Annotated in this window: 23 protein-coding genes; 17 read left to right on the forward strand and 6 right to left on the reverse strand. The window is 61.3% G+C overall.

The genetic code is table 11. The features are described 5' to 3' along the window. The first annotated feature begins 39 nt into the window (after positions 1-39). Positions 40-1,290 carry an ABC transporter substrate-binding protein gene (locus IE093_RS10515; RefSeq protein WP_189468899.1) on the forward strand — a complete coding sequence of 417 codons (1,251 nt, stop codon included), beginning with the start codon at positions 40-42 and terminating at the stop codon, positions 1,288-1,290. A gap of 122 nt (positions 1,291-1,412) precedes the next feature. Beyond that, positions 1,413-2,663 (forward strand): ABC transporter substrate-binding protein, encoded by a 1,251-nt coding sequence (locus IE093_RS10520; RefSeq protein ID WP_189468902.1) that lies wholly within the window; start codon positions 1,413-1,415, stop codon positions 2,661-2,663. A 79-nt stretch (positions 2,664-2,742) separates the two neighbouring features. On the opposite strand, the gene IE093_RS10525 is transcribed toward IE093_RS10520, so the two are convergent. From IE093_RS10525 to IE093_RS10535, 3 genes are all read right to left on the reverse strand, one after another. Continuing rightward, positions 2,743-3,363 (reverse strand): LysE family translocator, encoded by a 621-nt coding sequence (locus IE093_RS10525; protein ID WP_189468904.1) that lies wholly within the window; start codon positions 3,361-3,363, stop codon positions 2,743-2,745. A gap of 433 nt (positions 3,364-3,796) precedes the next feature. After that, positions 3,797-4,183, reverse strand: coding sequence for a tautomerase family protein (locus tag IE093_RS10530; protein WP_189468906.1), 387 nt, complete (start codon positions 4,181-4,183; stop codon positions 3,797-3,799). A gap of 78 nt (positions 4,184-4,261) precedes the next feature. Continuing rightward, entirely contained in the window at positions 4,262-4,693 is a 432-nt protein-coding gene (locus IE093_RS10535) for a DUF2000 domain-containing protein (RefSeq protein ID WP_189468908.1), read from the reverse strand. A gap of 278 nt (positions 4,694-4,971) precedes the next feature. Between IE093_RS10535 and hutC the strand changes: the two genes are divergently transcribed. The 4 genes from hutC (at position 4,972) to IE093_RS22650 (ending at position 8,640) form a co-directional block, all read left to right on the forward strand. After that, a complete protein-coding gene (hutC, locus tag IE093_RS10540; protein WP_189468910.1) occupies positions 4,972-5,688 on the forward strand; it encodes a histidine utilization repressor in 717 nt (238 codons plus the stop codon). Between the two features lie 143 nt (positions 5,689-5,831). Further along, positions 5,832-7,325 carry an L-piperidine-6-carboxylate dehydrogenase gene (gene amaB / locus IE093_RS10545; protein ID WP_189468912.1) on the forward strand — a complete coding sequence of 498 codons (1,494 nt, stop codon included), beginning with the start codon at positions 5,832-5,834 and terminating at the stop codon, positions 7,323-7,325. Positions 7,326-7,360: 35 nt separating this feature from the next. Next, complete coding sequence (locus IE093_RS10550) at positions 7,361-8,377, forward strand: NAD(P)/FAD-dependent oxidoreductase (protein ID WP_268247396.1); 1,017 nt, start codon at positions 7,361-7,363, stop codon at positions 8,375-8,377. Further along, a complete protein-coding gene (locus tag IE093_RS22650) occupies positions 8,374-8,640 on the forward strand; it encodes a hypothetical protein (protein ID WP_268247397.1) in 267 nt (88 codons plus the stop codon). The genes IE093_RS10550 and IE093_RS22650 overlap by 4 nt, the downstream gene beginning before the upstream one ends. Here the strand turns inward: IE093_RS22650 and IE093_RS10555 are convergent. Then, entirely contained in the window at positions 8,624-9,952 is a 1,329-nt protein-coding gene (locus IE093_RS10555) for a YjiH family protein (RefSeq protein ID WP_189468914.1), read from the reverse strand. The genes IE093_RS22650 and IE093_RS10555 overlap by 17 nt on opposite strands. A gap of 308 nt (positions 9,953-10,260) precedes the next feature. On the opposite strand from IE093_RS10555, the gene hutI reads away from it, so the two are divergent. The 5 genes from hutI to IE093_RS10580 all read left to right on the forward strand — a co-directional run bounded on the left by hutI (position 10,261) and on the right by IE093_RS10580 (position 17,162). Beyond that, complete coding sequence (gene hutI / locus IE093_RS10560; RefSeq protein WP_189468916.1) at positions 10,261-11,490, forward strand: imidazolonepropionase; 1,230 nt, start codon at positions 10,261-10,263, stop codon at positions 11,488-11,490. Beyond that, positions 11,480-12,439 (forward strand): formimidoylglutamase, encoded by a 960-nt coding sequence (gene hutG, locus IE093_RS10565; protein ID WP_189468918.1) that lies wholly within the window; start codon positions 11,480-11,482, stop codon positions 12,437-12,439. Before hutI ends, hutG begins: the two co-directional genes overlap by 11 nt. Before the next feature lie 29 nt (positions 12,440-12,468). After that, positions 12,469-14,172: a urocanate hydratase gene (gene hutU / locus IE093_RS10570; protein WP_189468920.1), complete on the forward strand. Its 1,704-nt coding sequence runs from the start codon at positions 12,469-12,471 to the stop codon at positions 14,170-14,172. Then, the gene (gene hutH / locus IE093_RS10575) at positions 14,172-15,704 is read left to right on the forward strand and encodes a histidine ammonia-lyase (RefSeq protein WP_189468922.1); all 1,533 of its coding nucleotides are present in this window, start codon (positions 14,172-14,174) and stop codon (positions 15,702-15,704) included. The genes hutU and hutH overlap by 1 nt, the downstream gene beginning before the upstream one ends. Before the next feature lie 111 nt (positions 15,705-15,815). Further along, on the forward strand, positions 15,816-17,162 hold the full coding sequence (locus IE093_RS10580; RefSeq protein WP_189468924.1) for a Na+/H+ antiporter family protein: 1,347 nt from the start codon (positions 15,816-15,818) through the stop codon (positions 17,160-17,162). Positions 17,163-17,269: 107 nt separating this feature from the next. Here IE093_RS10580 and IE093_RS10585 read toward each other — a convergent pair whose 3' ends face one another. Beyond that, complete coding sequence (locus IE093_RS10585) at positions 17,270-17,725, reverse strand: YchJ family protein (protein WP_189468926.1); 456 nt, start codon at positions 17,723-17,725, stop codon at positions 17,270-17,272. Between the two features lie 102 nt (positions 17,726-17,827). Next, positions 17,828-18,340 (reverse strand): GreA/GreB family elongation factor, encoded by a 513-nt coding sequence (locus IE093_RS10590; protein ID WP_189468928.1) that lies wholly within the window; start codon positions 18,338-18,340, stop codon positions 17,828-17,830. Positions 18,341-18,719: 379 nt separating this feature from the next. Here IE093_RS10590 and IE093_RS10595 point away from each other — a divergent pair, with 379 nt between their 5' ends. The 6 genes from IE093_RS10595 to IE093_RS10620 all read left to right on the forward strand — a co-directional run bounded on the left by IE093_RS10595 (position 18,720) and on the right by IE093_RS10620 (position 23,766). Beyond that, positions 18,720-19,385, forward strand: a complete 666-nt coding sequence (locus IE093_RS10595; RefSeq protein WP_189468930.1) for an ABC transporter permease — start codon at positions 18,720-18,722, stop codon at positions 19,383-19,385. 45 nt (positions 19,386-19,430) lie between these two features. Further along, entirely contained in the window at positions 19,431-20,606 is a 1,176-nt protein-coding gene (locus tag IE093_RS10600) for an ABC transporter ATP-binding protein (RefSeq protein ID WP_189468932.1), read from the forward strand. Positions 20,607-20,610: 4 nt separating this feature from the next. Next, a complete protein-coding gene (locus IE093_RS10605) occupies positions 20,611-21,342 on the forward strand; it encodes an ABC transporter permease (protein ID WP_189468934.1) in 732 nt (243 codons plus the stop codon). Positions 21,343-21,375: 33 nt separating this feature from the next. After that, the gene (locus IE093_RS10610; protein ID WP_189468936.1) at positions 21,376-22,257 is read left to right on the forward strand and encodes a glycine betaine ABC transporter substrate-binding protein; all 882 of its coding nucleotides are present in this window, start codon (positions 21,376-21,378) and stop codon (positions 22,255-22,257) included. A gap of 90 nt (positions 22,258-22,347) precedes the next feature. Beyond that, entirely contained in the window at positions 22,348-23,196 is an 849-nt protein-coding gene (locus IE093_RS10615) for a nitrilase-related carbon-nitrogen hydrolase (protein WP_189468938.1), read from the forward strand. A 168-nt stretch (positions 23,197-23,364) separates the two neighbouring features. Further along, on the forward strand, positions 23,365-23,766 hold the full coding sequence (locus tag IE093_RS10620) for a PA2779 family protein (protein ID WP_189468940.1): 402 nt from the start codon (positions 23,365-23,367) through the stop codon (positions 23,764-23,766). Positions 23,767-23,775: the final 9 nt, after the last annotated feature.

A 23,775-nucleotide genomic window follows, 5' to 3' on the forward strand; every position in this document is an offset into this window, starting at 1 on the left:
GGCGGAATTCGGGTGATATCGAATAAAAAGGAAAAACGGATGAAACTGCTGTTGAAAGGGCTTTGTTTGGCAGTAACCATGACGGCCGCCAGCGCCCAGGACGACGCTGTTGCCGACCCAGGTCTCGCGGTCGACGTCGTGCATTATTGGATATCGAAGAGCGAGTCCGCAGCACTAGACGTTTACAGACAGGCCTGGACGGAGGCCGGTAACCGTTGGGCGGATCTGCCGGTCGAAAACGAAGCCGCCTTGAAGAGGATCGTCAGCGATCGCATTGCCAACGGATACCCGCCGGCGGTAACGCAGTGGAATGTGGACGAGGGTGCCAGAGAACTGCCCGAGATGGGTATCGTCAATGACATCGAACCGGTCGTGCGGGAGGACCATTGGCGCGATCGGCTGCCCAGCTTCGTGCTCGAACGCATCAGCTACCAGGAAAAAGTGTACTTCGCACCGTCGGATATTCACGTAGAAAACTGGCTCTGGACCAGCCAGAAGATCTTCGATGAACTTGGCCTCGAGACGCCCGAGACCTGGGACGACATCTTTGCGGCTGCCGACCGAATCGCGGCAGCGGGCTACCGACCTATCGCCCTTGGCTCGGCTCCTTGGGAAATCGCGTTGATCTTCCACAACATCATGTATTACGCGATGGGCCCTGAGGAGTATGCGAGGGTTTTCAATGGCGATGCGGAAGCCGTGCTCGACCCGCGGATGCTGGATGCACTCGATCTGTTGCGCCGTGTATCCCGTTATGTCGAACCGCCGGAGGCCCGTGCGGGCAAGAACTGGGCGGACGCCACCGCGATGATCGGGCGCGGTGAGGCCGGCATGCAATTCATGGGCGATTGGGCAAAGGGCGAACTCGTTTCCCTCGGTTATACCGCCGACCGAGACTTCGGTTGCAACCTCACACCTGGCACGTCGATCACCTATTTCATGGTGATCGATGCCTTTGCCTTCCCGCTGACCACCCGCGAGGGCGAAACCCAAGCGCAACAGGCTTTCGCCCGCATGGTGCTTGACCCCAATAATCAGGTCGCGTTCAGCCGCCTCAAGGGCTCGCTGCCGGTACGAACCGACGTCGACCCCCGCGGGCTCGACCGCTGCGGGCAGTTGGGGCTGCAGCGGATCCTGGATGAAAAACACGAGGCCAGCGTGCACTCGAGGGCAATGCCGTCACATGAGATGGTCGCCTGGATCAGCATACTCGCCGAGTTTTTTGATGACAAAACCATCTCCAGCCGGACCGCCCAGCAGCGCTTGTATCAGGTCGTCAACGTGGGCTAAGCAGGCCACTGGCACAGAAACGGCACTCATTCGATGATTGCGCTCGCCGCTTCGACCGGACGAAACGGCAGGCGATAGTGGAAACTCATTTTCGTCGAGTCAAGAAAAAAGCGAAGGTTCCGATGAAACCGTTATTGAGCACCCTCTTTTTCGCAACAGCCATGATGGCCGCGAGTTCGCAAGAGCCTGCCATCGCCGGCGAGGGCAGTACAGTCGACGTCGTGCATTTCTGGATATCGAAGAGCGAATCCACGGCACTCGACGTTTACAGACAAGCCTGGGCCGGTGCCGGAAACCGCTGGGTGGATCTACCGGCGGCGGACAAGGTAGCGGTACAGCGCATTGTCAGTGACCGCATTGCCAATGGCTACCCGCCAGCCGTAATGCAGTGGAACGCGAACGAGGGCTCCCATGAATTACCGGAAATGGGGATCGTTCAAGATATCGATCCTGTAGCACAGGAGGATCACTGGCGCGATGTGCTCCCCGGCTTTGTTCTCGACCGGATTACCTACAAGGACGAGGTGTATTTCGCCCCATCGAATATTCACGCCGAAAACTGGCTGTGGACCAGCCAGAAGATATTCGATGAGCTGGGGCTGGAAACGCCTCAGACGTGGGGCGACATATTCACTGCAGCCGACCGGATCAAAGCGGCGGGACATCTGCCTGTTGCAATAGGCTCCGGCTCTTGGGAAGTTTCGCTGCTCTTCAATGACATCATGTACTACACGATGGGGGACGTGGGGTATTCACGGATCATCGGCGCGGATGCGGAAGCCGTGCTCGACCCGCGTATGCTGGATGCGCTCGATATGCTGCGGCGTCTGTCCCGTTATGCCGAATCGCCGGCGGCACGGGCGGACAAGACCTGGGCCGACGCGACCGCCATGGTCGGGCGCGGCGAGGCCGGTATGCAATTCATGGGCGACTGGGCAAAGGGCGAGCTCGTTTCCCTCGGTTATACCGCCGACCGGGACTTCGGGTGCAACCTCGCGCCCGGCACGTCGATCGCCTATTTCACGGTGATCGATGCCTTTGCCTTCCCGCTGACCACCCGCGAGGGTGAGACCCAAGCGCAACAGGCGTTCGCCCGCATGGTGCTCGACCCCGACAATCAGGTCGCGTTCAGCCGCATCAAAGGCTCGCTGCCGGTACGGACCGACATCGATCCCACCGGACTCGATCGCTGCGGTCAACTGGGGCTAAAGATGATCATGAACGACAATCGCAGGGTCAGCGCACAATCGATGGCCATGCCCACGCAAATGTCGGAAGGCTGGATAGGGATCCTGACCGATTTCTTCAATGACGAGACCATGTCCAGCCAGACCGCTCAGCAGCGTCTGTATCAGGTGATCAAGCAAGGCTGAGCAGACCACTGGCGCAGAAACGGCTCGCATTTGATGATCAGCTCACCGCTTCGACATCTCCGAATGCGGTCGTCAGTCATCATTCTCTGCGAGCCACCAACAGGCCCACTCCAGCACTTGCCAATAGCCCAGCACAACAACGGTTGAACAATTGCCGCATGGCCGGGCGCGAGAACCAGTGTCGCAGGAACGCCCCGAAACATGCATAAGCCGCTATCGCCACCCACTCCAGTATCAGGAACAAGGCTCCCAGCACGAAGAATTGCCAAGCGACATTACCCGCGGGTTCAACGAACTGAGGAAGAAAGGCCGTGAATATGAGAATTGCCTTGGGATTACCCGCCGCCAACAGGAATTCCTGCCTGGCCAGCCCAAACAATTTCATATTCTTCATCGGTGCCATGTCTCCCTTGGACGCATCAGCAATCCACAACTGAAAGGCCAGCCAGAACAGATAGCAGGCACCAACCACCTTGACGATGAAGAAAAGCTGTTCCGATGCATGCAATACGGTTGCCAAGCCTGATGCGGCGAGAACGATCATGATCACGAATGCCATTAGCCTGCCGATACCGGCCAGGCATGCGGTCCGGACCCCGTAATGCTTGGCATTGCTCATTGACATGAGATTGTTCGGCCCCGGCGCCATGTTCAAAGCAAAGCATGCCGGAACGAATAACAGCAGAGTCATCATGTTCATGTTGTCATTTCCTTCTGAACATTAAATAGAGGGGCTTCTGCCCCTCTATCAAAGCCGGTCGAGCCGAAACAGTTCCTGAAAACCAAGCTCTACCATGGAAAGCGGTTTCAGTCATCAAGACTACAGGTAGAATACGTAGCCTGTTCCAGGGAGTCTTCGATCAGGCCACTTGCCGGCATGCCCCGCAGATCTGCTCGAAAGGACAGGGAGCGAGCATCAATGGAACATCACGGTCCGGTTCTGGCAGTGCTTCCATTTCCCACGGCCAGCGACCGCCAGACGACAGAATAAGGCCCAGCCGCTCCCCCTCAGGACCACGACGTTCCTCAACAAAGAATGGCACAAAGCCGAGCCTCGCGTACAAGAGCAAACCTGCTCACTCAACTCTGCGATGGCTAAGCACATGTTTCTCCCCACATTCAGCTCAGAGCTGTTACACCTTGACCCTATAGTTGAGATCGCGCGCCTCGTCTCCGGTCATTCCCCGGAATCCCCAGCAGTGAGCTGGCTGCTCATTGATTGTGATTTCCACGTCGACCGGTGAAATGCCAACCTCAGAATGGATTCTCGAGAACAACTCCTTGATCAAGGCCTTCTGGGTCTCGACCGACCTGCCCCGCATCATGTTTATCTCGATCACAGTGTAGGATGCGGTACGCCCACCGGGATAATAGAAGTCATCCGCATCCATCGGGATGAACCGATGAGCTCTTTTATCCTCCGGCATTCCAAGCACGGACTGCATACAGCCGTGGATGACATCCGAAAGTTTGGACTTGATCGGGTTGAGGTGTTCCTTGATTCCGTATACGAGGATCATTATCACTCCAACAAAGCATGAAAATTTTAAACATTTTAGCCCAACAAGAAAAAACCTCGTTATATCACCGAAAACCCACTATCTATAAAGACTAAATTTTCTTGTAAATTCACGCAAAATCTCTGTCTCTCCAAACAAGCATATCCCAAGATATTCCAAGTCACTTTCTCGGGTCTCTCTCGTCAGTGCTTGCTGGGCAACAGAGCCCCCTTCCATCATGGTATGAGCAAAATCGGTAAATTTGATACCTCTAGAAACAGCTTCCTCCCTTAGCCTTCTAATTTTATTTGAATTGTCCGCCTTCAGCACGATGAAGGGATAGTGCGAAATGCCGGGATGGACATTCTCATCATTATCAACATAATCAACAAATTTGGCCTCACCATGGCCTAACAGACTAGGCAAACCGACACTCAGATGCCCCAAGACATTCAACGTTCGCCCCAGATCCATTTTCTTGTTCAAGATGGCAATGAATCTTTTTTCATTTTCATCTGGCAGTTCACTCATAACTCACCCTTACATACGACCAGCATACTATCCATTCATCATTGGCAAGAACGAGGGCCTGGGTAAGCGAAGCACTCCGTTGCCCATCCGCAATCCCAATGTCCTTGAATTGCTCCAGCTTAGCGGAGTTGCCATCCCGTTTCAGGATCGGCTTATTCTTCTGGATCAACGCAACTCGACGCTAGCCACGCCCTCGCCTGGTATGCCGCGTGCCTAGCGGGCCGGCGGCAGGTAAACTGGTCGTCACATTCTCTTAGCGAAAGGATTCACGGCAGATCATGGGCAGTTCTCCCCCGCTCTACCTGCAGATTCAGCAGCACCTGCTGGAGAAGATCCACGGCGGCGACTGGCCGGCACATCATCAGATTCCGCCGGAGGAGCAGTTGGCGCGGGATTTCGGCGTCAGCCGCATGACGGCCAACAAGGCGATCCGCGACCTGGTGCAGCAGGGTTATCTGACCCGCCAGCCGGGGCTCGGCACCTTCGTCACCGACCGCAAGGCGGAGTCGTCGCTTGTCGACGTGCATAACATCGCCGAGGAGGTGCGCGGGCGCGGGCATGACTATAGCAACGACGTGCTGCGCTGCGAGGCCATCGAGGCCGATGACGAGGTTGCCCTACGTCTAGGCGTGCGTCTGGGCACACGCGTTTTCCATACATTGATCGTGCACCGCGAGAACGGTATCCCCATTCAGCTCGAGAACCGCTTCGTCAATCCGCGCTGGGTTCCCGACTACCTGGAGACCGACTTTTCACTGCACACGCCCAACGAGGTGCTGGTAGCGGCCTGCCCCATCACCGATGTCGAACACGTGGTCGAAGCGGTGCTGGCCGACGAGCGCACCGCGGCCTGGCTGGAAACCGACACGACCACCCCCTGCCTGTGCATGACCCGGCGCACCTGGTCGGACGATCACTTGATCAGCTATGCCCGCCTGATACATCCCGGCGACCGCTACAAGCTACGCTCCTCGCTGCACAAGCATATCCAGTGATATCGGCTCATTGGCGACACCCTCACATGCATGAAAAAAAGGAATGATGTCGATACCAAACGTCGTTTGAGGAACGTCAACTATCCTGGTGATACTGCTTTCTTTCTTCCGATCCCGCTCCAACAACAACGAGAGGAGAAAGAATGGTCGACTCCATCATGCTGCGCATGGGTGTAGCGCCTTCCCTCTACCGCGACGGCAACTACAAAGTCGTCACTCCCATCGATGGCAGCGTGATCGGCAGAGTCACGCTCGAGAATGCCGACGCCGTGGAGGCACGGATAACCAAGGCCCGCCAAGCCTTCGAGCAGTGGCGTCGGGTGCCGGCACCGCGACGTGGCGAACTGGTGCGTCTGTTTGGCGAACAGCTACGCCAGCACAAGGAGGACCTGGGCGCTCTCGTCTCCTGGGAAAGCGGCAAGATCCTCCAGGAAGGCTTGGGCGAAGTGCAGGAGATGATCGACATCTGCGATCTGGCCGTCGGCCAGTCGCGCCAACTCTATGGCCTGACCATCGCCTCGGAACGCCCTGGCCACCACATGCGCGAATCCAGGCATCCGTTGGGGCCGATCGGGCTGATCACCGCCTTCAACTTCCCAGTCGCACCCTGGGCCTGGAACGCCGCGCTGGCACTGGTCTGCGGCAACAGCCTGCTGTGGAAGCCTTCCGAGAAGACTCCCCTCACCGCGCTGGCCTGCCAGGCACTGCTGGACCATGCCAGCGAGGCCTTCGGCGACGAAGCTCCGGCCGACCTGAGTCAGGTGATCATCGGCGCGCGGGAAGCGGGTGAACGCCTGGTCGACGACCCACGCATCCCGCTGATCAGCGCCACCGGCAGCACCCGTATGGGGCGTGAGGTCGCCCCTCGCGTAGCAGCACGTTTCGGACGCAGCATTCTCGAACTGGGCGGTAACAATGGCATGATCCTGACTCCCAGCGCCGACCTGGACATGGCCGTTCGCGCCATTCTGTTCTCGGCGGTGGGTACGGCCGGCCAGCGCTGCACTACCCTGCGTCGCTTGATCGTGCACGAATCCATCAAGGACGAGGTATTGTCGCGCCTTGAAAAAGCTTATCAGGGCATCCGTATTGGCAACCCGCTGGAAGGCTCGCTGGTAGGTCCGTTGATCGACCGAGCTGCCTTTGATGCCATGCAAGGCGCGCTCGAGCAAGCCCGCCAACAAGGGGCCAAGGTTCGCGGTGGCGAACGCCAACTCGCCGATCGCTATCCGGATGCCCACTATGTCTCGCCGGCCATCGTCGAGGTCGATGCGCAGAACGACCTGGTCAGGAGCGAGACCTTCGCGCCGATCCTCTATGTACTACCCTATCGCGATCTCGACGAGGCCATCTCCATTCACAATGACGTCCCGCAGGGGCTCTCGTCGTGCATCTTCACCACCGACGTGCGCGAGGCGGAAACCTTCGTGTCCAGCGTCGGCAGCGACTGCGGCATCGCCAACGTCAACATCGGACCCAGCGGTGCCGAGATTGGCGGCGCTTTCGGTGGCGAAAAGGACACCGGGGGTGGTCGCGAGTCCGGCTCCGATGTCTGGAAAAGCTACATGCGCCGCCAGACCAACACCGTCAACTACTCGAGCGAATTGCCACTGGCTCAGGGCATCAAGTTCGACTGAACGGCGCCCAAGGCCAAGGTGCGGGAGACGGTGTGATGGAGTCACGTTGCTTATGGGAATGCACTTCCGCTGAAGCCCACGCCACCTATCCAGCGTTGGAAACGGCGCTGGATAGCGAGGTGTGTGTCATCGGCGCCGGCATCACCGGGCTTTCCACAGCCCTTCACCTCGCCGAACGGAGCGTTGGCGTGACGGTTCTGGAAGCCGGCGAGATTCCCAGCGGCGGCTCCGGGCGTAACGTCGGCCTGGTCAATGCCGGGATGTGGATTCCGCCCGACGACATTCGGGAAGCCTTGGGGCCGGAAGTAGGCGAACGCGCCAATGCCATGCTCGGCAACGCGCCGAACGAGGTCTTCGCCCTGATCGAGCGGCATGCCATCGCTTGCGATGCCACGCGCACGGGCACCCTGCATCTGGCCCCCAATCATCGGGGTAGCGCAGAATTGGCCCGGCGCCACGAGCAATTCCAGCGTCGTGGTGCCCCCGTCGAATTGCTCGAGGGCGATGCCTGCCAGGCTCTGATCGGCACTCGGCGCATCCACGGTGCATTGTTCGACAAGCGTGCCGGGACCCTGAACCCCACCGCCTATACCCGAGGCCTGGCCCGGATCGCGGCCCAGGCGGGCGCCAGACTACATACCCATAGCCCAGTGCTGCGCGTGGAGCGAGTCGGCGATGCCTGGCGCGTCGTCACCCCAAGTGGCAACATCAAGGCACCGCACGTGGTGATCGCCACCAATGCCTACACCCGGGATGCCTGGAACCAGGTGCGGCGCCACTTCTTCGGCGGTTATTTCTACCAGGTGGCATCCGGTCCTCTGGCGGGTGACGCCGCAGACCGTATTCTCCCCGAGCGACAAGGTGCCTGGGATACCCGTAGCGTACTCAGCAGCATCCGTCGCGATGCCCAGGGGCGGCTGATTCTTGGCAGCCTGGGGCGGGGAGAAACCAAACCCGCCACCTTCTCAAGTGCTGGGCAAACCGCATCCAGCGCCACTACTTCCCCGAACTGGGCAAGCTCGACTGGGAACGAACCTGGACCGGTAGGATAGGCTTCACGCCAGATCATACCCCGCGGCTCTTCGAGCCAGCACCGGGGATGCTGGCCGTATCGGGCTACAATGGGCGCGGCATCACTACCGGCACCGTGATCGGCAAGGGGTTCGCCCATTATCTCGTCAGCGGTGACGACAGCCTGCTGCCCCTTCCCCTCCAAAGGGCTCGCCCGGTACGCGCCAGGTCGCTGTGGAGTGCCGCCTACGAGAGCGGGTTCATGCTCTATCACGCCGGCCAGTGCCTCAGAGTGCTGACATAGCGACCAGATACCCCGCCGGCACCGCCAGTATCAGGCTCAGCGCCAGGCGGATGAACCAGATCACCACGATCCGCCCCACCGAGAGCGGGATACTGGTGGAAAGGATGCAGGGAATCGAGGCGGAGAAGAACAGCACCGAGGATACCGACACCACGCCGGCGGCAAAGCGTGCCACGAAGCCGGCATCACCCATTAGCAGCGCCGGCAGGAACATCTCGGCCAGGCCGGCGGCCGAAGCCTGCGCCAGCACGGCGGCCTCCTCGAGCCCCCAGATCGCCACGAACGGGTAGAACAGCCAACCCAACCACTCGAACAGCGGTGTGTACTTGGCGGCAAGCAACCCCAGCAGCCCCACCGACATGATCGATGGCAGGATGCTGATCGCCATCACCAGCCCCTCGCGCACGTTGATTGCCACGCTCTTCGGCAGGCTCGGTGCCTTGGCGGCGACGTCCAGCCCAGTGTTCCAGGCGGTGGAAAGCCGCTTGCCGGAAGAGGCCTCGGGCTCACCGTCGGTCTTTTCGTCATTCATCCTGGACAGCGGCGGCACGCGCACGGTGATCGCCGTGACCAGGAAGGTGATGGCCAGCGTCAGCCAGAAATAGGCGTTCCAGACACTCATCAAGTCCAGTGTCTTGGCGACGATGATCATGAAGGTCGCCGAAACCGTGGAGAAGCCAGTGGCAATGATCGCCGCCTCGCGGGCCGAGTACTGTCCGGCCTGGTAGACACGGTTGGTGATCAGCAAACCAATCGAATAGCTGCCGACGAAGGAAGCCACGGCGTCGATCGCCGAACGTCCTGGGGTACGCCATACCGGGCGCATCACCGGCTGCAGCAGCACACCGACCAGCTCGAGCAAGCCATAACTGATCAACAGTGCCAGGAATACGGCGCCGATAGGTACGATCAGCCCCACCGGAATCACCAGCTTGTCGAACAGAAAGGGCAGCATGTCCGGTTCGTGCAGGAAGTTCGGCCCCCAGCCCGTCAACGCCATCAGCGCCGCTGCCACTCCGGCCAATTTGAGCACGGTGAAGATGCGTTCGGTGAGACTGCGCCGCCAGTAGCCCTTGACCAGCGGATAGAGCGCACCTGCGACGATCAGCGCCAGAGCGTAGAAGCCACTGAGATCCCCCAGCAGGGTGCGTGCACCGGTGACCATATGATCGAGCGGAATCGTGGTGCGACCGGCGATCGTCAATGGCACGAAGAAGATCAGAATGCCCAGTGCACTGGGTACGAACAGCTTGAGAACGGTGGTCGGTGACGGACGTCGCGCGATACCCGAGATCTGTTCTTGGCTCGCCATGGGAAAGTTCCTCCCTTGTGGTTGTCGTGTGGGGCCTGGATATGTATATACAATACAAGCCTCAGCGGCGCCAGCCAAGGACGGACCCTCACGCCTAGACTTTGGTCTAACGAGCATGCGATGAAGCCCACGGCACCCCTTGAAAAACAGGCTAATCATTTCTTTTATTTCAGCATGTTGTGAGGATATCGAACCACCACTGATCGGTTTTTACCAAAAGGCGAAAGCATGCGGAGAAAGGGTGGGGGTTGACGTCACGATAGGCTTGCTCTAAATGTATATACAAATACATTCAGGTGGGAGGCCACATGTCAGGCAATCAGTCGACCAAGCGACTATGGCGCGACGTCCGCGTCTTCGATGGGCACGACACCCTGCCCGAGCCCATGGCGGTGATCGTCGAAGGCGAGCGGATCGCCCGGCTCGTGCCGATGCGCAAGTTCGACGCCTCCCGTGCCACAGACTGCGAGGAGATGGCTCGTGGCGGGGTGATGACCCCAGGCCTGGTGGACTGCCATACCCACCTGGTATTCGGCGGCTCGCGCGCCGACGAGTTCGAAAGTCGCCTCGAAGGAGTGAGCTACGAGGAGATCGCCCGCCAAGGAGGCGGCATCCTCAGCACCGTACGCGCCACCCGCGAGGCCAGCGAAGAGGCTTTGTTCGACGCCGCTCTCTCGCGCTTGCAAGCCTTGATGAACGACGGCGTGACCACGGTGGAAATCAAATCGGGTTATGGCCTCACCGTCGAAGACGAACTCAAGATGCTGCGCGTGGCGCGGCGACTGGGCGACGCACTGCCGGTGCGGGTGGTCACCACCCTGCTCGGCGCCCATGCTCTGCCCCCCGAATTCAAGAACGACAGCGACGGCTACATCGACCTGGTGTGCCACGAGATGATTCCGGCGGCGGCCGCACAGGGCCTGGCCGATGCGGTGGATGTCTTCTGCGAAAAGATCGCCTTCTCGGTGGCCCAATGCGAGCGGGTCTTCGAGGCCGCCGAAGCCCATGGCCTGCCCATCAAGGCCCATGTCGAGCAGCTTTCCAATCTCGGCGGCACCGCCATGGCGGCACGGCACGGGGCGCTCTCCGCCGATCACATCGAGTACCTGGACGAGGCTGGTGTGGCCGCCCTTCACGAAGCGGGCAGCGTAGCAGTGTTGCTGCCCGGGGCTTTCCATACCCTGGGCGAGACCAAGCAACCCCCCATCGCCACACTTCGCGAAGCCGGGGTGCCCATGGCGCTGGCCACCGACGCAAACCCGGGTAGTTCACCACTATTCATGCCCACGCTGATGCTCAATCTGGGCTGCGTGTTGTTCAGACTCACACCACGCGAAGCGCTGGCCGGCATGACAGCGCATGGTGCCCGCGCACTCGGACGCCCCGAGTTGGGTCGAATTCAGGAGGGCGCCCCCGCCGACCTCTGCCTCTGGAACATCGACACAGCAGCGGAACTGGCCTATGCCGTCCAGCCCGGCCGCCTGCGTCAGCGGATCTTCAATGGACGGCTCGAGGGAGGGATCAGCCATGAACATTGAGGTCATCGATATGTCGCCTTGGGCCGGTCGCGAGGATCCCGAGCCGGATAGCCTGCGCTGGCACCAGTGCATCCGTCCACTTGCCGATGACAGCCCCACCGGAGTGGCATTGATCGGCTTTGCATCGGACGCCGGCGTGGCACGCAACCAGGGACGTATCGGCGCCGCCGCGGCGCCTCGGGCCTTGCGCAAGACATTGGCGAATCTTGCCTGGCACCGCCAGGCCCCTGCCTACGATGCCGGAGATGTGCACTGCCACGGCAATGCGCTGGAGAGCGCCCAGGAGCATCTAGGCAAGCGCCTCGAACGGCTGCTCGATGCCGGCCACCAGCCCATCGTCCTGGGCGGAGGCCATGAAGTGGCCTATGGCAGTTGGCTGGGCCTGGCTCGGCACCTGGAGAAACAGCAACGGGAGCCGGACGGCCTTGCACCGAGGATCGGCATCGTCAACTTCGATGCGCATTTCGACCTGCGCGATCCGCGTCGGGGCTCTTCGTCCGGCACCCCCTTCGCACAGATCGCCCAGCAGTGCGATGAACGTGGCTGGCCATTCCACTACGCCTGCCTGGGAGTGAGTCGTGCGTCCAACACCCGCGCGCTATTCGAGCGGGCCGCCGAGCTGGACGTGCTGGTACGCGAGGACCACGAGATAAACAGAACGACGCTTGACGCCATCGTGCTGGATCTGGAGCGCTTCATCGTCCACTGCGATCACCTCTACCTGACCATCGACCTGGACGTACTGCCGGCCTGCGAGGCCCCCGGCGTCAGCGCTCCGGCAGCCCACGGTGTCTCCCTGACCCTGATCGAGCCATTGATCAAGGTGATTCGCGACAGCGGCAAGCTGCGCGTGGCCGACATCGCCGAACTCAACCCGAATTTCGATATCGACGGCCGTACCGCCAAGGCAGCGGCTCGATTGATCCACCACCTGACCCTGAATGCCTGAAAGGCGAAAGACTCGAGAGGAACGACACGATGACCAGCCACCAAACGCTCTCTAGCGACCCGCGTCACGACCCGAGCCGCAAGATTGCTGCCCCCACCGGAAGCGAGCTTTCCTGCAAGAGCTGGCTGACGGAAGCACCGCTGCGCATGCTGATGAACAACCTGCACCCGGACGTGGCAGAGCGCCCCGAGGACCTGGTGGTGTATGGCGGCATCGGTCGCGCCGCCCGCGACTGGCAGTGCTTCGACAAGATCGTCGAGACTCTTCGTCGTTTGGAAGACAACCAGTCGCTGCTGATCCAGTCCGGCAAGCCGGTGGGCGTGTTCGAGACCCACAAGGACGCCCCGCGCGTGCTGATCGCCAACTCCAACCTGGTACCGGCCTGGGCCAACTGGGAGCACTTCAACGAGCTGGATAGGAAAGGTCTGATGATGTATGGCCAGATGACCGCTGGCTCATGGATATACATCGGTTCCCAAGGCATCGTCCAGGGCACCTACGAGACCTTTGTCGAGGCCGGGCGCCAGCACTACGACGGCAAGCTCACCGGCCGCTGGATCCTCACCGCCGGTCTCGGAGGCATGGGTGGCGCCCAGCCACTGGCGGCAAGCCTGGCCGGCGCGTGTTCGCTGAACATCGAATGCCAGCAGTCGCGCATCGACTTCCGCCTGCGCACCCGCTACCTGGATGAACAGGCCACGGACCTGGACGATGCTTTGGCGCGTATCGAGCGTTACACCAGCGAGGGCAAGGCGGTTTCCATCGGCCTGTGCGCCAATGCCGCCGATGTCCTGCCCGAACTGGTCAAGCGTGGCATCAAGCCGGACATGGTCACCGACCAGACAAGCGCCCACGACCCGTTGCACGGCTACCTGCCCTCGGGGTGGACCTGGGACGAGTACGTCGAGCGTGGCAACCGCGAGCCGGAGACGGTAGTCAAGGCTGCCAAACGCTCCATGGCCGTGCACGTACAGGCCATGCTCGACTTTCAGAAGATGGGCGTACCAACCTTCGACTACGGCAACAACATTCGCCAGATGGCCAAGGAAGAGGGCGTCGAGAATGCCTTCGACTTCCCCGGCTTCGTGCCGGCCTATATCCGCCCGCTGTTCTGCCAAGGCATCGGCCCATTCCGTTGGGCGGCGCTGTCCGGTGATCCGGAAGACATCTACAAGACCGACCAGAAGGTCAAGGAGCTGATCCCTGACGATCCGCACCTGCGCCACTGGCTTGACATGGCCCGCGAACGCATTAGCTTCCAGGGGCTGCCGGCGCGGATCTGCTGGGTAGGCCTCAAGGACCGCGCCCGCCTCGGCCAGGCCTTCAACGAGATGGTCGCCAATGGCGAACTCAAGGCACCGGTCGTGATCGGCCGTGATCACCTCGACTCCGGCTCGGTGGCCAGCCCCAACCGCGAGACCGAGGGCATGCTCGACGGCAGCGACGCTGTATCCGATTGGCCACTGCTCAACGCCCTGCTCAACACCGCCGGTGGTGCCACCTGGGTGTCACTGCACCATGGCGGCGGCGTGGGCATGGGCTACTCCCAGCACGCCGGGGTGGTGATCGTCGCCGACGGCACGGATGACGCCCATGCCCGTCTGGGCCGGGTGCTACGCAACGACCCCGGTACGGGGGTGATGCGTCACGCCGATGCCGGTTACGAGATCGCCAAGCGCTGTGCGCAAGAGAACGGGCTAGACCTGCCAATGCTCAACGAGGAAAACGACTGATGGAAGCGATGACGATCAACCCCGGCAAGATGACCCTGGCGCAGTGGCGCCGGGTGTATCAGGCGCCGTGCCAGGTCGAACTGCCGACCAGTGCCGATGAGGCAATCCAGAGTGGCGTCGATTGCGTCAACCGGGTGGTGGCGGAAGACCGCACCGTCTACGGCATCAACACCGGCTTCGGCTTGTTGGCCCAGACCCGCATCGACAAGGATCACCTCGAGGACCTGCAGCGCTCGCTGGTGCTGTCGCATGCCACCGGTGTCGGCGAGGCCATGAGTGATGCCTTGGTACGGCTGATCATGGTGCTCAAGGTCAATAGCCTGGCACGTGGCTTCTCGGGCATTCGCCGCGACGTCCTTGACGCCCTGATCGCACTGGTCAATGCCGAGGTCTATCCCCACATTCCGCTCAAGGGCTCGGTGGGGGCCTCCGGTGACCTGGCACCGCTGGCGCATATGAGCGTGGTGCTGCTCGGCGAAGGCAAGGCCCGACACAAGGGCGAATGGCTGCCGGCCCGTCAGGCGCTGGAGATCGCCGGCCTCGAGCCACTCGCTCTGGCGCCCAAGGAGGGCCTGGCACTGCTCAATGGTACCCAGGTCTCCACTGCCTATGCCCTGCGTGGGCTGTTCGAGGCCGAAGACCTTTATGCCGCCGCCACCGTGTGCGGTGCACTGACCGTGGAAGCCACTCTCAGCTCGCGTGCGCCATTCGATGCGCGCATCCACGCCATACGCGGCCAACAGGGACAGATCGACGCAGCCTCAGCCTATCGTCATCTGTTGGGGGAGCGCAGCGAAATCAGCGATTCCCATGCCAATTGCGGCAAGGTCCAGGACCCCTACTCACTGCGCTGTCAGCCCCAAGTGATGGGCGCCTGTCTGACTCAACTTCGCCAGGCCGCCGAGGTACTGGCAGTAGAGGCCAACGCCGTATCGGACAACCCGCTGGTGTTCGCCGCGGAAGGCGACATCATTTCCGGCGGCAACTTCCACGCCGAGCCTGTGGCCATGGCCGCCGACAACCTTGCCCTGGCCATCGCCGAGATCGGCTCGCTCACCGAGCGTCGCGTCTCGTTGATGATGGACAAGCACATGTCGCAACTGCCGCCCTTCCTGGTCGAGAACGGTGGGGTCAATTCCGGCTTCATGATCGCCCAGGTCACGGCGGCGGCGCTGGCCAGCGAGAATAAGGCCCTGGCCCACCCACACAGCGTCGACAGCCTGCCAACCTCGGCCAACCAGGAGGATCACGTCTCCATGGCACCGGCCGCCGGCAAGCGACTGTGGGAGATGGCCGACAACGTGCGCGGCATCCTGGCCATCGAGTGGCTGGCCGCCTGCCAGGGGCTCGACTTCCGCACCGGACTCCACACCACCGAGGTGCTCGAGCGGGCACGGCGAACGCTGCGTGAGCGCGTGCCCTACTACGACAAGGATCGCTTCTTCGCCCCGGATATCGAGGCCGCCACCGAGCTATTGCTCGATCGCACCCTGAGTGACCTGGTGCCCGCCACGCTGCTGCCCAGTCACTGAGTTCCGGCCCGCGCCTTGCTTGCGCGGGAGCGCTCATATCGAACGCGCCGTCATGCGGCGGCGCGTTCGTCGTTCACGTTCATACCCCTAACGACAAAATCAAGGACAATCATGAATGCTGTCGTCCTGGCCATCCTGGTGATGGTTACCCTGAGTCTCGCCCGCGTTTCCGTGGTCTTCGCCCTGATCGTCGCCAGCCTGGTTGGCGGGCTTTATGCGGGCATGCCGCTCGACGCTATCCTAAACGCCTTCAATGAAGGCCTTGGCAACGGTGCCACAGTGGCGCTTTCCTACGCGGTACTCGGTGCCTTTGCCGTGGCCCTCTCCCGCTCCGGCATTACCGAGCTGATGGCCAACCGGGCGATCCGCCGCTTCCACTTGGACGAATCGGGCGGCAGCCGCCGCATGGTTACCTATACTCTGCTGGCGGCCCTGCTCGCCGCTGCGGTGAGCTCCCAGAACCTGATTCCGGTGCATATCGCCTTCATCCCGGTACTGGTGCCGCCGCTGCTGAAGCTGATGAACCACCTCGAGCTCGATCGCCGTGCCGTGGCCTGCGTGATCACCTTCGGTATCACCGCCCCTTATATGCTGCTGCCAGTGGGCTTCGGCTCGATCTTTCTCCATGACATCCTGCTCGCCAACCTGAATGAAGCGGGTACCTCACTGGGGCTCAACGTCACCCCCGCGATGGTCCCCATGGCCATGATCGTACCGATTGGCGGCATGGCGTTGGGGCTGCTGACCGCCCTGCTGTTCAGCTATCGCCGCCGGCGCACGTACCAGGACCTCGACCTGGCCCATGGCGATGAGAGTCAAGCCCAGGCCGCCCGTCACCTGGCCCCCTGGCAGTTGGGTGTGCTGGCAGTGGCCCTGGGCGGCACGGTGGCCACCCAACTCGTCAGCGGCTCCATGGTGCTTGGCGGGATCTTCGGCTTCGCCCTGCTGTCGGTGAGCGGCGTGTTCCGCTGGCATGAACAGGACGGCATCTTCACCGAAGGCATGCGCATGATGGCGCTGGTGGGCTTCATCATGATCTCGGCGGCCGGCTTCGCCAGCGTGATGCAAGCCAGCGGTGAGGTGGAAATGCTGGTGGAGAGCTCCACCGCCCTGATCGGTGACAACAAGGGGCTGGCCGCCCTGATCATGCTACTGGTGGGCCTGTTCATCACCATGGGCATCGGCTCGTCATTCTCGACCATTCCGATCATCGCTTCGCTCTACGTGCCCCTGGCGCTGAACTTCGGTTTCTCGCCGATGGCCACCGTGGCCCTGGTGGGCACCGCCGCAGCCTTGGGAGATGCCGGCTCACCAGCCTCGGATTCGACACTCGGCCCCACCGCCGGACTCAATGCCGACGGCCAGCACGACCATATCTGGGACAGCGTGGTGCCCACCTTCCTGCACTACAATATCCCGTTGGTCGTCTTTGGCTGGATCGCTGCCATGACGCTTTGAGGGGTGCCGGGGGCAAGGCGTAGCGAGGGTCATTTGCCAAGGATGGCAAATGTAGCGCCCAAGGAAGGGTTTACAGCGCCCTCGCGAAAGCTTGCCGCCGGAAAGCCTCAGCGCCCACAGCAACTCTTGAACTTGCGTTGGCTTCCGCACGGACAGGGGTCATTACGGCCGGGCTTCAGGCGGGTGACGGATGGAGTCCCATCGAGGTAGTACCAGCGCCCATCCTCCCGGACGAAGCGGGAGTTCTCTTCCAATACCTGCCAGCGGCGAGCGTCACGGAACGTCGCCCGAAAGTGGACACGATCGCTGTCGCCTTGGGTTTCATGACCGAGAATTTCCAGTCTTACCCACTTGGTGGTGTCATGCGGTTCGATGCTGGCTGGCCGCGTGTCCGGGTGCCAGCTAGCCAGCAGGTAGTCACGCCGATCCAGCGCGAAGGCACTGAAGCGGGAGCGCATCAGTGCCTCCGGCGTCGGGGCCGGCCGGCCCTCGTGGCAGGGGCCGCAGCAGTCGACCAATGGCCGGCCACTGCCGCAGGGACAGGCGTCTCGTGTCGGGGTCATGGTGCTCCGAGGTCAAGCAGTGGAAAACCACCATTATACCCGAGCTGAGGCACGCTGACCGTGGGAGCAAACGTGTCGATCATGGGCCAAATCGCCATGCGTTCACGCCTCGATCGCCGTGACCTCGATCGTGATATTGCCGGACGGTCGAGGCCATACCACCGTATCGCCCACGCTGGCCCCCATCAGTGCCCTGGCCAGGGGAGACGCCCAACTCAACGGTCGAGTGGTATGCTCGGGCTGCTCCTCGGCCGAAGCCAACGCCTCATCTTCACCCACGATGCGGTAACAATGTGCATTGCCCTGCTCGTCCTCGAAATGCACCCGTGTACCGAAGGCCACCCGCTCTGGCGTGCCCGTCTGGGGCGGCACCACGATCGCCGATGCCAGGCGGGTGGTGAAGTAGCGAATGTCGCGCTCCACCAGAGCAAGATCACTCTCGCCCTCCAGCGCTTCGCTGCTCTTCAGCGTCTCGCGACGTCGCCGAAGTTCCTCCAACTGCCGATGCATCGCCTCATGGCCGCGCTGGGTCATATAGTTCGGCTGATCGCTGATGGCACGTTCCGGCGGCGCCTCGGGGCGCTCATCGTCATCTTGGGTAAAGGCTCGACTCATCTCGACCTCCGCATGTGAAGGCTTGCTCCCGTGCTTCCGGAGCGAATGCATGACCTTCACTATATGACACCCTTAACCACTATTCCTTGCCCTGGATCACCGCAGCGCAGCATGGGGAACGTGATCCTGGCCAGTGGCATGGCGATCTTTTTGCTCGTGGAACTGGAAAAGCGGGTATGGCGCCATGCGGAAGCTCGTCGCATCAGTATCATTAATAATTGTAATTATGGATCGTAATTCATTTTCAAAACAAATAGATACTACACTCTGATAAGCTCACGACATTTCGACGCGACCCGCACAGCTCCCCAGACTCGGCGGTAAACCACTTTAGCTTCCACGCCGAAGAGAGCCCATACAAGCAACAAGGAGACGTCGATTGGAACTGATCCTGTTTGCCTTGGATAACCTCGATCTATTGCTGACCCGTACGATCGAGCATATTTCCCTGGTCGGGGTGGCGGTCGGAATAGCAACCTTGACCGGCGTCCCCATCGGCATCGCCATCACCAAGAGCGAACGCCTGGCGCGCGCAGTCCTCTATCTGGCCTCGATCATCGTCACCATTCCCTCGATCGCGCTGTTCGGGATCATGATCCCGGTCCTGTCGCTCATCGGCCAGGGCATCGGCTATCTGCCGGCAGTCATCGCCGTATTGCTCTATTCGCAACTGCCGATCATTCGCAACACCTACACCGCCATCAACAATGTCGACCCGGCCCTGCGCGAAGCCGCACGAGGGATCGGCATGAGCCACAACCAACGCCTGCGCATGGTCGAGATCCCTCTGGCGGTGCCAGTGATCATGGCCGGGGTTCGTACCGCTGTGGTGCTCAACATCGGGGTAATGGCGATCGCCGCCTATATCGGCGCTGGTGGGCTCGGCACCTTCATCAGTCGCGGTATCTCCCAATCCGACCCACGCCAGCTCATCGTCGGCGCGGTCGCGGTCAGCTTGTTGGCAATCGTCGTCGACTATTCGCTGCTGGCGCTGCAGAAGCGCCTGACTCCCAAGGGCATGGAGCGCGACACCTCCATCGCCTGACGACCGTCACGCGCTGTCCTGTGCTTACCCGACAAGGATAACCGCATGATTCAACTCGATAGCCTGACCAAGGTCTTCGATACCCCCAAGGGCGCCGTGGTCGCCGCCGACCATATCGACATGGAAGTTCCTGCCGGCGAGATTTGCGTCCTGCTCGGCCCCTCGGGATGCGGCAAGACCACTACGCTGAAGATGATCAACCGGATCATCCGCCCGACCTCGGGAAAGGTGTACATCAATGGTGAGGACACCACCGGCATGGACACCCAGGACCTGCGCCGCGGAATCGGCTACGTGATACAGCAGATCGGTCTGTTTCCGAACATGACCATCGAGGAAAACATCACCGTGGTGCCCAGGCTGCTGGGCTGGGACAAGGCGCGCTACAAGGAACGCGCCCGCGAGATGATGGCGATGATCGCAATGGAGCCCGATGCCTTCCTCAAGCGCTATCCCAACGAGCTTTCCGGTGGCCAGCAACAGCGCATCGGGGTGGCACGCGCCTTGGCCGCCGACCCACCGGTGATGCTGATGGACGAACCCTTCGGCGCCATCGACCCGATCAACCGCGCGGTGATCCAGGATGAGTTCCTCAAGATGCAACAAGAGCTCAAGAAGACCATCATGTTCGTCAGCCACGACATCGACGAAGCCATCAAGATGGGCGATCGCATTGCCATATTCCGCGAGGGCAAGCTGGTCCAGTCTTCGACCCCTGACGATCTGCTGGCCGCCCCCAGGAATGCCTTCGTCGAATCCTTTCTCGGCGAAGACCGCGCGCTCAAGCGGCTCAACCTGGTCAAGGTGCGCGACGTGGTATCCGACGACATCGGCTGCGTGCGTCCCGACGATACGCTGGAAGCGGCGCTGGCTCGGATCGACGACTTCGGCTATCAGAGTTCGATCCTGATGGTCAACGATAGACGCCAGCCGGTCGGCATCATTACCCGCTCGGTTGCCCGCACCACCAAGGGTTACTGTCGCGACCACTTCCTGGGCATACCGGCCTCGGTCAATCTGGATGACGACCTGCGCAAGGTGGCATCGCTGATGTTTGCCCACGACACCACCTGGTTGCCTTGTGTGGACGACGACGGGCGGGTGTGCGGCCAGATCACCCAGCGCTCCATGACGCGCCACCTGGGCTCGCGTTATCGCGCTCTCGAGGGTGACGTGTCGCCGAATGCCACGGCCCTGACCGACACCACGCCCAAGGAGTGAGCCGATGCCCATTCAGACCATGAAAGGGGCCTTACGCGTACTGCTGGTGGCAGCGGTCTTCTTTGCCGGTGTCTGGAGCCATGCCAGCGGGGTGATCGATGAATTCCTGTTCTATCTGCCCGATGTGCAGTACCTGATGGGCCAGCACCTGTGGTTGACCGCCGTCTCGGGAGGCTTGGCCATCGCCGCTGCCATTCCGCTGGGCATCGTGCTGTCGCGGCCCAGCATGGCTCGCATCGCCGAAAGCGCCATGCAGGTGCTGAACGTTGGCACCACCATTCCGACCCTGGCGGTACTCGCGCTGTCGATGAGTTTCCTGGGCATCGGTACGGTACCGGCGATATTCGGTCTGTTCGTCGCCACCCTGCTGCCGATCGCGCGCAATACCTACGCCGGGCTCAAGGGCGTTTCTCCGGCGCTGATGGAAGCCGCCGCCGGCATCGGCATGTCACCCACCCAGCGGTTGTTCAAGGTGGAGCTTCCCAATGCCCTGTACGTGATATTCGCCGGCATCCGCACCGCACTGACCATCAATGTGGGAACGGTACCGCTGGCCTTCCTGATCGGCGCCGGTGGGCTAGGCGAGCTGATCTTCACCGGCATCGCTCTCTACGACACAGTGATGATGCTGGCCGGAGCCATTCCCACCGCCCTGCTGGCGATCATCGTCGATGCCCTGATCGCCACCACCGCCTTCCTTGTCGTGCCGCGTGGGGTCAATCCTTCACGTGCCTGACATGCCAACTCTACAAGCAAGGAGACGACAATCATGAAACGCTTGATGACAACTCTCACCGGCCTGGTCTTGGCCAGTTCCCTGGCCAGCGCCCAGGCCCAGGACATCGTGGTCGGTGGCAAGGACTTCACCGAACAGCAAATCCTGACCAGTATGACTACCCAGTACCTCGAGGGCCTGGGCTACGAGGTGGATAGTCGCTCCGGCATGGGCTCCGCCGTACTGCGCCAGGCCCAGGAGAACGGTCAGATCGATTTGTATTGGGAATACACCGGCACTTCGCTGATCAATTACAACAACATTACCGAAAGTCTCGGCCCCGAGGAGACCTACGAGCGCGTCAAGGAACTCGACGCCGAGAAGGGGCTGGTATGGCTGGCCCCCTCAGCGGCCAACAACACCTATGCCTTGGCCATGCGCGAGGAGGACGCCGAGGAGCGCGGCATCAGGACCCTCTCCGACCTGGCCCAAGCCATCAATGACGACGAGCCCCTGACCTTCGCCATAAACGCTGAGTTCTACGCCCGCGAAGACGGCTGGCGACCGTTGCAGGAGGCCTACGACTTCCGCGTCGGTCGCGCCGACATCAGCCGCATGGATTCCGGTCTGGTCTACCAGGCACTGCGCGACGGTCAGGTGGAAGTCGGCCTGGTGTTCGCGACCGACGGGCGTATACCCGCCTTCGACTTCCACGTCCTGGAGGATGACCAGAACTTCTTCCCGGCCTATGCCCTGACTCCTGTGGTCCGCCAAGACGTACTCGAGGAGTTCCCGGAGCTGGAAGAGCAGATGAATGCACTTTCTACCCTGCTTGACGACGAAACCATGGCCGAGCTCAACGCGCGGGTCGATGTCGAGCGCGAGACCATCGAGAATGTCGCCCGGAGCTTTCTCGAAGAGCATGAGCTGCTGTAACACGCCGGCGACTCCTGGCACACTCGTTCCATCATCCAGAAAGCCGCCCGCGGGCGGCTTTCCCGTCACCGTCAGGCGAGGATGCGACACATGCACTATCAGGACACCCTGCGCGTGGGGGCGGCACAGATCAACACGACCCTGGCCGACGTCGATGCCAATCTCGAACGCCATCTCGAAGTCATCTCCGAGGCTCACGACCAAGACCTGGAATTGCTGGTATTCCCCGAACTGTCGCTGACCGGCTATGGTCTGGGCAACCGTGTGATGCAGGTGGCCATGCCCCTGGAAGACCCGCGGCTCGCCAGCCTGACCAAGGCCTGTCACGAGATGCAGACGGTGGTGGGTTTCGTCGAGGAAGCCAGCCCGGGCGAATACTACAACGCCCTGGCGATTCTGCATGATGGCGAGATCCGTGCCGTGCACCGCAAGCTCAACCTGCCGACCTACGGTGGTCTGGAAGAAGGTAAATGGTTCACCCACGGAAACCGGCTCACTCACACCTGGATTCGCCCCGGATGGTCGGCTACGCAACTGATCTGCGCCGACCTATGGAACCCGGCATTGGTGCATGCCGCCCTACTCGCGCGCCCCACGGTGCTTTGCGCACCGATCAACTCTGCCTCTGGCATCGTCAGCGAAGAGTTCTCCAATGAACAGAACTGGGCACTCAATGTACGCTTCTATGCCATGACCTACGGCACCCCAGTGATCATGGCCAACCGCTTCGGCCCCGAGGGCGACAACCATTTCTGGGGCGGTTCGCGAATCCTTGGCCCACGCGGCGAATCTTTGGCTCAGGCCGGAGAAAGCGATCAGGAAATCCTGATCACAGCCGAACTCTCGCGCACGGCCATCGCCAAGGCGCGCTTCGAATTGCCTACCCACCGCGATGCCGATACGCCGTTGATACGCGCATTGATGGCCGGCTACAGGTGAGGCTATAGCGCTTCCTCGAGCTGCGATAGCCACCCTCAATCGAAAAAGGGCATGAAAATCATCGCGCTCTCGCTCTATACTGATTTAGCATCGTGTGGAACTTGAAAAGGACGAAGGATCGTCTCGTCATTCCCGGAAGCCAAATCCCACAAGTAAGGAACCGCTACCATGAAGAAACTGACACGAGTTCTCAGCCCGCTGTTGATCGCCTTCCTGGTACTGGGCAGCCTGCCGGTCGCCGCTGCACCACAGCCTGCCTCGCCACTGGTATCGACGCAGGACGCCCTCCAGTCCGATCAAGTAAATGCCGATCGTGAACGCATCAACGAAATCCTCGCCCGCCAGGACGTCCAGGAACAGCTCTTGGTACAGGGCGTCGATCCGGCCGATGTCGAAGCCCGTGTCGCGGCCCTGTCCGACGAGGAAGTGCGGCAGATGGCCGAGCACCTCGATGACCTGCCCGCCGGTGCCGGCGGTGGCAGCGTTGTCGGGGCATTGGTGCTCATCTTCGTGATTCTGCTGGTCACCGATATCCTCGGTCTGACCAATGTCTTCCCGTTCACGCGCTGATGCCGTCAG

Origin of the sequence: Litchfieldella qijiaojingensis, from assembly GCF_014651875.1 — a bacterium.
GTDB classification, from domain to species: domain Bacteria; phylum Pseudomonadota; class Gammaproteobacteria; order Pseudomonadales; family Halomonadaceae; genus Litchfieldella; species Litchfieldella qijiaojingensis.